The organism is Micromonospora sonchi (assembly GCF_014646235.1).
In the GTDB taxonomy this organism is placed as follows: Bacteria; Actinomycetota; Actinomycetes; order Mycobacteriales; family Micromonosporaceae; genus Micromonospora; species Micromonospora sonchi.
Map to the genome: position 1 here is coordinate 161,526 of NZ_BMNB01000014.1, position 9,708 is coordinate 171,233.

Genomic DNA, 9,708 nt, shown 5'->3' on the forward strand with positions numbered 1-9,708 from the left:
CGGGGGCGGGCTCGCCGGCACCACGGTCGTACGCGTCAGAACTGCGCGAAGAACCGCCACACCTCGCCCTTGGTCCAGGTCCTGGCGCCGCTGTCCCCGCCTCCGTCCACCGGGCCGGGGGTGTGCCCGCCGTCGAACGCGCCCCACTGCACCGGATAGCCGGCCCGGCATCCCGAGTAGACGGTGGTGATGTGGGTCCGGCTACCCGCCGCCGGTTCCCGCGGACTCTGCGCGGTGCAGCCGTTGTTGCGGACGAACCTGTCGCGCAGCGACCGCCCGCTGGCGATGTTGTCGGAGATGCCATGAATGCCGAAGTACGCGATCGGCTGGGTGCCACCACTGCATCCGCTCAGCTCCCGGGGAGCGCCGTAGACCGCGACGGCCCGGAAGACGTTCGCGCGGGCACAGGCAAGCGCGTAACTCATGGCGCCGCCGTAGCTGAACCCGAGGGCGAAGCGCTGCGTCGTGTTGACGCAGAGGTCGCTCTCGATCCGACGGATCATGTCGTCGACGAAGGTGACGTCCTCGCCACCGGAGTTGGCCCAGCCGTTGCCGATGCCCTGGGGCGCGACCAGGATCGCGCTGTTGTTCGACTGTTCCTGCTGCCCGTAGTAGGACCAGGCAGTCCCGTCGGCCCCGCCGTACGCGACATCGCCCGCGGTGCCACCCAACCAGTGGAACGCGAACATCAACCGGTAGCGGGTGTTGTTGTTGTAGTTGGCGGGAATCCGCAGGATGAAGCTACGACTCTTGCCGCTGCTCTGGATCGTGTGCGTGCCGTTGCCCAACGTCGGAGTTCTGCCGCACCCCGCGCCCGGCTCACCACTCGGCGGTGGTGGCGTGGGGCCGCCGCCGACAGGGAACAACTGCCACTGCTGGTTGGCACCGTTGCCGTCGGAATACTGAACGACGTTCGCCCCGTCCGCGGTCGAGGCACCCTGCACATCCACCGCCTTGTTGCTGTTCCGGTTGATCAGCCGGACGTGGCCTCCGTCGGAGTCGGCCAGCCGGAACTGCTGGTTCGTTCCGTTGTGGTCCGCCCACTGGATGATCGCGGCGCCGTCGGCGGTCGACGCGTTCGACACGTCCAGCACCTTGCCGGAATGCCGCGACTTCAGCCGGTAGTAGCCTCCGCCGGAGTCGACGAACTGCCATTGCTGATTGGCCCCGTCGTTGCGCGTCCACTGGCTGATCCGCGCGCCGTCGTTGGTGGCCAGGCCGTACACGTCCAGCGCCTTGCCACTGTTGCGGTTGACCAGCACGTACCAGGCGTTGGTGTCCACCGTCGCGGCAGCCGCGGGTGCCGCATTGACCGCGACGAGGGTGCCGGCCACCAGAAGCGCCGCACCCGCCCCGGCCACGACGGACCATCGCTGACGCCTGGGAGGAGAGGCGGGATGAAGCTCACCGTTCATTGATCCGCTCCTTCGACTAGAGACCCGCGCGATGAAAACGGACGGGCGTTGTCGCAGGCGCCGACGTCGGACGGTGGTGTCAACACGTTGGATCAGCCTGCGAAGCAAGGCTCAACGTATCGTCGTCATACGTCATACGTCAATGACCGATATCGATGTGTCGTCGCGCATCAGCCTCGCCACGCTCAGCCGGTGAGGACCCCCTACTCGCGGTCGATCTGGTGACCGACCACGGCCGGGCCGAGCATCACGGCGAAGCCGGAGCCGTCGCGGCGCGGATCCGCCGCGGGCAACTCCACCGCCTCGCCGTTCGCCGTCGACCCCACCGGCCGGGGGCCGACCCAGCCGACCACCACGCCGGTCTCACCCTTGAGGAACCGCTGCGCACGCACCCCGGCGGTCGCCCTTCCCTTCACCGGGTACGCCGAAAGCGGCGTCACCTTCACCGTCGCGCCGGTGGAGGTGACCACCATCGGCTCACCATGCTGCGGATCATCGGTGCGGACCGCGCCGAAGAAGACGACCTGCGCCCCGTCCGGCAGGGCGATCCCCGCCATGCCGCCGCCCTTGAGCCCCTGCGGCCGGACCAATCCGGCCGGGAAGCGCAGCAGCGACGCCGCGCTGGTCAGGAAGATCATCGACTCGGCATCGTCGGTCAACCACGTCGCCCCGACCACCTCGTCGCCCTCGCGCAGCCCGATCACCTCGAACTCGTCCGAGCGCACCGGCCAGTCCGGGGCACAGACCTTCACCACGCCGTGGCGGGTACCCAGCGCCAGGCCGGGCGAGCCCTCGGCGACCGGCCCCAACGGCGCCAGGCCGACCACCGTCTCCCCGGGCTCCAACGGCACCAGCTCGGCGGCGGACATCCCACCGCGCAGCGACACCGTGCCGGACTGCTCCGGCAGCACCGGCAACGGCAGCACGTCCACCTTGAAAGCCCGGCCGGTGCTGGTCACCAGCAGCACCCGGCCCCGAGCGGTGGAGTGCACCGCGGCGCGTACCGCGTCATGCCGGACCCGACCGTGCCGGCGACGCCCCTCGGCGGCCTCCTCCGACTCGGCCGCGGTGCGGGCGACCAGCCCGGTCGCCGACAGGATCACCTGGCACGGGTCGTCGGCCACCTCCAGCGGACCGGCCGGAACCGACGCCGCCAGCACCTCCTTGAGGTCGCCGTCGACCAGCGTGGTGCGACGGGGGGCGCCGAACTTCTTGACCACCGCGGCCAACTCGTCGGAGACCAGCTTCTTCAGCACCTTCTCGTCGTCCAGGATGGTGGACAACTCGGCGATCTCCGCACGCAGCTTCTCCTGCTCGGCCTCCAGCTCCAGCCGGTCGTACCTGGTGAGCCGGCGCAGCGGAGTGTCCAGGATGTAGCCGGCCTGGATCTCGGAGAGTTTGAACCGGCGCATCAGGCCGTCCTTGGCGTCCTGGGCGTCCTCGCTGGCCCGGATCAGCTTGACCACCTTGTCGATGTCCAGCAGGGCGATCAGCAGGCCGTCGACCAGGTGCAGCCGCTCCTCGCGCTTGCGCCTGCGGTACGCGCTGCGCCGGGTCACCACCTCGTAGCGGTGCGCCAGGAAGACCTCCAGCAGCGCCTTCAGCCCGAGGGTCCGCGGCTGGCCGTCGACCAGCACCAGATTGTTCACGCCGAAGGACTGCTCCAGCGGGGTGAGCCGGTACAGGTCGGCCAGCAGCGCCTGCGGATTCACCCCGACCTTGCACTCGACGACCAGGCGGGTGCCGTTCTCCCGGTCGGTGAGGTCCTTGACGTCGGCGATCCCGGTCAGCCGCTTGGTCTTGTTGACCTCGTTGGTGATGGCCGCGATGACCTTCTCCGCACCCACCCCGTACGGCAGCTCGACCACGGTGATCGCCTGCCGGCCCCGGCTGCCCTCCAGCGGGCCGATCTCCACCTTGCCGCGCATCCGCACCACACCACGACCGGTCTCGTACGCCCGACGCACCTCGTCCAGGCCGAGCAGCAGGCCACCGGTGGGCAGGTCCGGCCCGGGCACGAACTCCATCAGCCGGTCGAGCGTGGCGTCCGGGTGCCGGATCAGCCACCGGGCGGCGGAGACGACCTCACCCAGGTTGTGCGGGATCATGTTGGTCGCCATCCCCACCGCGATCCCCGAGGTGCCGTTGACCAGCAGGTTCGGGAAGGCGGCCGGCAGCACCGTGGGCTGGGTCAGCGAGCCGTCGTAGTTGGGCTCGACGTCGACGGTCTCCTCGCCCAGCTCACCGACGAGCAGCATCGCCTCCCGCGACATCCGAGCCTCGGTGTAACGCGCCGCTGCCGGTCCATCGTCTGGGCTTCCAAAGTTTCCATGCCCGTCGATGAGTGGCACGTTGAGCGAGAAGTCCTGCGCCATCCGGACCATCGCGTCGTAGATCGCGGTGTCGCCGTGCGGGTGGTAGCGCCCCATCACGTCGCCGACCACGCGGGCGGACTTGACGTGCGGCCGGTCCGGCCGGAAACCCGCCTCGTGCATCGCGTAGAGGATGCGCCGGTGCACCGGCTTGAGGCCGTCCCGGGCGTCGGGCAGCGCCCGGGAGTGGATCACCGAGAAGGCGTACTCCAGGTAGGAGTCGGAGACCTCGGTGACCAGCGGGTTGTCGAAGACCCGCGCGCCGGCCCGGTCGAACGCGGAGTGGTCGGTCTTCGTTTCCTTGCGGCGTGCCATGTGCTGCGCTGTCCTTCCGAGAGAGCCGGTGCTCAGGCGTCGATGGCGTCGCGGTCGATCCGGCCGGCGGAGTCGATCAGCCAGTTGCGGCGCGGCTCGACCTTCTCCCCCATCAGCAGGTCGAGGATCCGCTCGGCGGCGTCGACATCGTCCAGCGTGATCCGGCGTACCGCGCGGGTGGCCGGGTTCATCGTGGTCTCCCACAGCTCGTCGGCGTTCATCTCGCCGAGACCCTTGAACCGCGGGATGGGGGTGACGATCTGCTTGCCGGCCTGTTCCAGCTTGCGGACCGTCGTCTCCATTTCCGCCTGCGTGTAGGTGTAGATGGTCTGCGGGCTGCGCCCCTTGGTGGTGATCTTGTGTAGGGGCGGCATCGCGGCGTAGAGCCGACCAGCCTCGATCAGCGGCCGCATGTAGCGGGCGAAGAGGGTGATCAGCAGCGTCCGGATGTGCGCGCCGTCGACATCGGCGTCGGCCATGATGAGTACGCGGCCGTACCGCAGCCCCGACAGGTCGAAGGTACGCCCGGAGCCGGCGCCGAGCACCTGCACGATCGCCGCGCACTCGGCGTTGTCGAGCACCTGCTGAAGGTTGGCCTTCTGCACGTTCAGGATCTTGCCCCGAATCGGAAGAAGCGCCTGATACTCGGCAGATCGGGCAAGTCGCCCTGTCCCCAGGGCGCTGTCCCCCTCCACGATAAATAATTCGCTTCTGTCAATGCCTGCGGCGCGGCAGTCGACCAGTTTGGCGGGCATGGCCGCGCCTTCGAGGGCCGTCTTGCGGCGAGCAGCGTCTTTCTGCTGCTTCTGGGTGAGCCGGACCCGGGCCGCGTCGACGATCTTCTGGAGGACGGTGCGGGCCTCGGTCTTCGTCTTCCGGTCGTCCAGCCAGGACTTGAGGTGCCGCTCGATGAGGCCCTGCACCACCTTGGTGATGCCGGCGGTGGAGAGCTCGTCCTTGGTCTGGGAGGTGAACTGCGGCTCGGGCACCCGGACGTGCACCACCGCGGTCATGCCCTCCAGGACGTCGTCCAGGGTGGGCGCGTCCTCCTTGGCCTTGAGCAGACCGCGGGTGTTGCGCACGGCGTCGGCGAGGGTACGCGCCAGCGCCCGCTCGAAGCCCTTGCGGTGGGTGCCGCCGTGCGCGTTGCGGATGGTGTTGGTGAAGCACTCGACGGTGCGCTCGTAGCCGGTGCCCCAGCGGAAGGCGATCTCGACCTCGGCCCGGCGCTGCACGTTGGACTGCATGACCCCGTTGGCGTCGGCGGCGTTCTCGCGGTACGTCCCCTCGCCGGTGACCAGCAGGGTGCCGGAGACGGGCCGGTCGCCGGGCGGGGCGAGGAACTCCACCATCTCGGTGAGGCCACCGGGGTAGTGGAAGATCTCTTCGACTGGTTGCTCGCCGGTGCGGTCGTGCAGGGTGTAGCTGACCCCGGGCACCAGGAAGGCGGTGTGCCGCAGCTTGGCGCGTACGGCGTCGTGGTCCAGCGCCGCGCCGGTCTCGAAGTAGCGGGAGTCGTGCCAGTAGCGGATCGAGGTGCCGGTGCGCTGGCCGCGCTTTGTCGCGCCGACGACCTGCAACCCGGGCCCAGGGGTGAACGACGCGTCCGGGCCGTCGCCGTCGAAGATGCCGGGCACTCCGTGCCGGAAGGACATGGCGTGCACCTTGCCGTCCCGGCGGACGGTGACGTCGAACCGGCGGGAGAGCGCGTTGACCGCCGAGGCGCCGACGCCGTGCAGGCCGCCGGAGGTCTTGTAGCCGGAGCCGCCGAACTTGCCGCCGGCGTGCAGCCGGGTGAGCACCAGCTCGACGCCGGAGATGCCGGAGCGGGCGTGCACGTCGGTGGGGATGCCCCGCCCGTCGTCGTCGACCTGCACCGAGCCGTCGGCGTGCAGGATCACCGCGATCTTCGTGGCGTGACCGGCGACCCCCTCGTCGGTGGAGTTGTCGAGGATCTCGTTGACGAGGTGGCCCACGCCACGGCTGTCGGTGGAGCCGATGTACATGCCGGGCCGTTTGCGAACGGCATCCAGCCCCTCGAGGTGCGTGAGGTCGTCGGCCCCGTACAGGGTCTCAGGCTCTGCGGTCAACTGGTCGTACTCCCGGGTCTCGGCGATGTGCTGCCCGCACCGTCGGTGGTCGGCCCAGCGCGGGCACGCCGCAGCGAGCGTAGCCGTACGCCCCGACAGGCGATGCGGACACCCGTACGGCACGCCGCACGAGATCGCGGCTGGTGGCCCTGCCGCGGGTCAACGCCCCGGTGTCCGGCCTTATGCCCGACGCCACCCGTTGGCTACTCATGGGTAGCCTGGCCTGGTGAGCGCAACGGTGGAATACGTGCAGGAATTCGTCCAGGTCGACGGCGCGCGCCTCGGCGTGCAGGTGTACCCGGAACCGGCGGGCGTCCGCGACGCCCCGGTGGTGCTGATCTCGCCGGCGATGGGGGTCCGGGCCCGGTACTACCGGCCGTTCGCCGCCGCGCTGCGCAACGCTGGGCTGGCCGTGATCGTCGCCGACCTGCGCGGCACCGGAGAGAGCACGCCGCGACCGAGCCGGGCCTGCCGGTACGGGTACGCGGAACTGGCCGCCGACATCGGCGCGGTGCGGACCGCGCTGAAGGAACGGCTGGACGGGCGGCGCACCCTGCTGCTGGGGCACTCCCTCGGCGGGCATGCCGCCGTGCTGCACCTGGCCCTGCACGGCGAGCAGGAGGTGGACGGGCTGGCGCTGGTGGCCGTCGGCCTGCCGTACTGGCGTGACTTCACCGGCCTCCGGCGCTACGGGGTGCTGCCGTACACCCAGGGCATCGCGGCCACGACCCGGTTGCTCGGCGTCTGGCCCGGGTGGGGGTTCGGTGGCCGGCAGGCCCCGGGGGTGATCCGGGACTGGGCGCACACCGCCCGCACCGGCCGTTTCCCCCATCTGGGCGGGGTCGACGCCGAGGCGGCCGTGAGCCGGATCCGCACCCCGGTGCTGGCGGTCAGCGTCGAGGGCGACCAGTACACCCCGCACCCCACGCTGGACCGGCTCTGCGCCAAGCTCACCTCGGCCCGGGTCGAGCGCGAGCGTTACCACGCCGAGAGCACCGTGGACCACTTCACCTGGGTACGCGCCGCCGCGCCGCTGGCGGCCCGGATCGCCGACTTCACCGCCGGCCTGCCGCCGCGCTGACGGGCCCGACGGCTCGGGATCAACCCCTGCTGACGGGCCCGACGGCTCGGGATTAACCCCTGTTCGCCGGGGTAAGCCGGGGCGCCCGACACCGCGAAAGGGGACCCGATGTCTGACAGCCACACCGCACTGCGCTCGATGCACGACCTGGGCCTGGCAGCCTGGTTCGGCGGCTCTTTGATGGGCGCCTTCGGCGTCAACGGCGCCGCCGCCCGGATCGACGACTCGACCAAACGACTTCCGGTGGCGTCGACCGGCTGGGCCCGGTGGACCCCGGTCAACGCGGCGGCCATCGGCGCCCACCTCGCCGGCGCGGTCGGTGAACTGGTCACCGAGAGCCCCCGGATGGCTGCCCAGCGGGGCGTCGGACGGACGAGCACGGTGAAGACCGCGCTGACCGTCGGTGCTCTCGCGGTGACCGGCTACAGCCGGATGCTCGGCAAGCGGCTGGAGCGGGGCGGCATGACCTCGGTCGAGGGGGTCACCGAGCCGAACCAGCAGACGCCGGCGAACATCGCGTCCTGCCAGCGTCAGCTCAAGCTGCTCCAGTGGGCGATTCCGGCGCTGACCGGTGCGCTGATCGTGGTCACCGCGTACATGGGTGAGCAGCAGAAGCCGGGACAGGTGCTGCGCGGCATGCTCGGCCGGGCGAACGGGCTGATGCACGCGCCGACGGCGATGGGCAAGATCGGGGCGATGAACGCCGTCCGCCGGCACATGGTGTCGTCCGGCCGCTGACGGCCGGCGGCAGCACCGATCCAGCCATCCAGCAGCACGGCCGGCAGCAGCACCGGGGGCCAGGCATCCAGCAGCGAGGTGGTCATGACGGACAGGGACAGGCAGGACCGGGGACCGGAGGACGTCGCGCCCTGGGGGACCACGGGCGGCTTCGACGCCGGCGCGCCGGAGGGTGTCGGTGAGGACTCGCCGATGGACGAGGGCAGCGAGGAGACCGCGGTGCCCGAGGGGCGGCGCGGTGAGCGGCGGGCGGGCGAGCCGCCGGCGGAACACCGGCCCGCCGGCCGGCACGAGTTCGGCTCGGTGGAGCCCACCGCCACGCCGGCCGCCGGTCCCGGTGCGCCACCGGATCCGGCGCCGTCCCGACGATCGTTCCCCGACGACGTGGCCGGCGAGGACCTGCCGGACAACTCGTTGGAGGAGGCGACCGGCATGCGACCGGAAGGGGTGTCGCGGGGCTGACACCGCCGGGCGCGGCGCCGGTCAGGACCGTACGGCCCGGACGGCCGGCACGTCGACTTGTTGCCGCCGGCCCAGACGGTGCTGTGCCCGTGGAAGCGCACCATCGCCAGGTCGGCGGTCGCGACCAGGGCCGGTGGCACCGAATCCGGATGGCCCTGCGGCATGTCGACGCAGCAGAAGGTCAGGCCGTGTTCGCGGAGAAAGGTCAACGTCTCCAGGGCGGCCGCGGCTCCGTCGAACCAGGAGGCGTGCCGCAGCTCGACGGCGACCCGCCAGGGCCGGCAACGGGTGGCCAGTTCCACGATCCGTCGCCGGGCCGCGTCGCCGCGGGCCAGCCACGGCGGGAACTGCAGCAGCACCGCGCCGAGCCGGTCGGCGACCGCGATCGGCGCCAGCGCCGCCCGGAACCGCCGCCACAGTTCGTCGTACGCCGTCGCCGGCAGGTCCCGCCGGCGGATCCGGTCCGGTCCGCCGGCCGGACGCAGGTCCGCCGGGAGGGTGGCGACCGGGGTCGGGTGGCCGGTGAAGAGGCTGAACGCCTTGACGTTGAAGGTGAATCCGTCGGGCGTGGCGTCCACCCAGCCCTGGACGGTCTCCGGCGCCGGCACCGCGTAGTACGACGTGTCCACCTCGACCAGCGCGAACCGGTCGGCGTAGTAGCCCAGTCGCCCCGCCGGGGTGTTCACCTGCCGTGGATACCAGCCGGAGCGCAGCAGCGTCCGGTCGGCCCAGGGGACGTGCCCACCTTGATGACAGCCATGTGATTCAGTTGACCGCCGAGCGGCCGGATCGGCAACCGCTGGGCCGTGACGGTAGGTAACGTGGCGGGCGCCCGCTGCCGGGTCGGCGCCGAGAACTACCGAAGTAAGGCGAGAGGGCTGCCGTCTTCAGGCGGCAGGTGAATCGCTGCCCTAACGTCCAACTGTCAGATGGACGCTGCCTTCATACTTCATTGATGGCCGGGTATCAGACGCATCGCGGGGCGGCTTACAGCCTCGGATGCCACCTTGTGTGGTGTCCGAAGCATCGCCGCCCCGTGTTCGTGCACCCGGTCGCAGAACGGCTCCGTTCTTCGTGGCTTCGGTCGGCAGCGTGTCGGCCGCGACGATCCAGGAATACATCGAAACTCAGTGGGAACGCCCGTGGCGCAAAGGGGCAGTCTCGTGAAGGTCAACCGCGGTCACGTCCGGCGGCTCTGCCTCACCCCCGCCCAGTGCGCCGTACTGGACAAGCAG

At 70.8% G+C, this 9,708-nt stretch carries 5 protein-coding genes and 1 pseudogene; 2 read left to right on the forward strand and 4 right to left on the reverse strand.

Annotation, left to right across the window (positions count from 1 at the left end; translation table 11 throughout):
- Positions 1-35: 35 nt before the first annotated feature.
- The 3 genes from IEY61_RS16990 to IEY61_RS17000 all read right to left on the reverse strand — a co-directional run bounded on the left by IEY61_RS16990 (position 36) and on the right by IEY61_RS17000 (position 6,192).
- The gene (locus IEY61_RS16990; RefSeq protein WP_229705974.1) at positions 36-1,415 is read right to left on the reverse strand and encodes an RICIN domain-containing protein; all 1,380 of its coding nucleotides are present in this window, start codon (positions 1,413-1,415) and stop codon (positions 36-38) included.
- Between the two features lie 203 nt (positions 1,416-1,618).
- Positions 1,619-4,102 carry a DNA gyrase/topoisomerase IV subunit A gene (locus IEY61_RS16995; RefSeq protein WP_189045386.1) on the reverse strand — a complete coding sequence of 828 codons (2,484 nt, stop codon included), beginning with the start codon at positions 4,100-4,102 and terminating at the stop codon, positions 1,619-1,621.
- 32 nt (positions 4,103-4,134) lie between these two features.
- Positions 4,135-6,192, reverse strand: a complete 2,058-nt coding sequence (locus tag IEY61_RS17000; protein ID WP_229705975.1) for a DNA gyrase/topoisomerase IV subunit B — start codon at positions 6,190-6,192, stop codon at positions 4,135-4,137.
- 238 nt (positions 6,193-6,430) lie between these two features.
- Between IEY61_RS17000 and IEY61_RS17005 the strand changes: the two genes are divergently transcribed.
- Both IEY61_RS17005 and IEY61_RS17010 read left to right on the forward strand, forming a co-directional pair.
- Positions 6,431-7,273 (forward strand): alpha/beta hydrolase family protein, encoded by an 843-nt coding sequence (locus IEY61_RS17005; RefSeq protein WP_189045433.1) that lies wholly within the window; start codon positions 6,431-6,433, stop codon positions 7,271-7,273.
- Positions 7,274-7,381: 108 nt separating this feature from the next.
- Entirely contained in the window at positions 7,382-8,011 is a 630-nt protein-coding gene (locus IEY61_RS17010; protein WP_189045388.1) for a hypothetical protein, read from the forward strand.
- A gap of 599 nt (positions 8,012-8,610) precedes the next feature.
- Here the strand turns inward: IEY61_RS17010 and IEY61_RS17015 are convergent.
- Positions 8,611-9,159 (reverse strand): annotated as a pseudogene (locus tag IEY61_RS17015) (DUF72 domain-containing protein); the annotation flags it as partial.
- Positions 9,160-9,708: the final 549 nt, after the last annotated feature.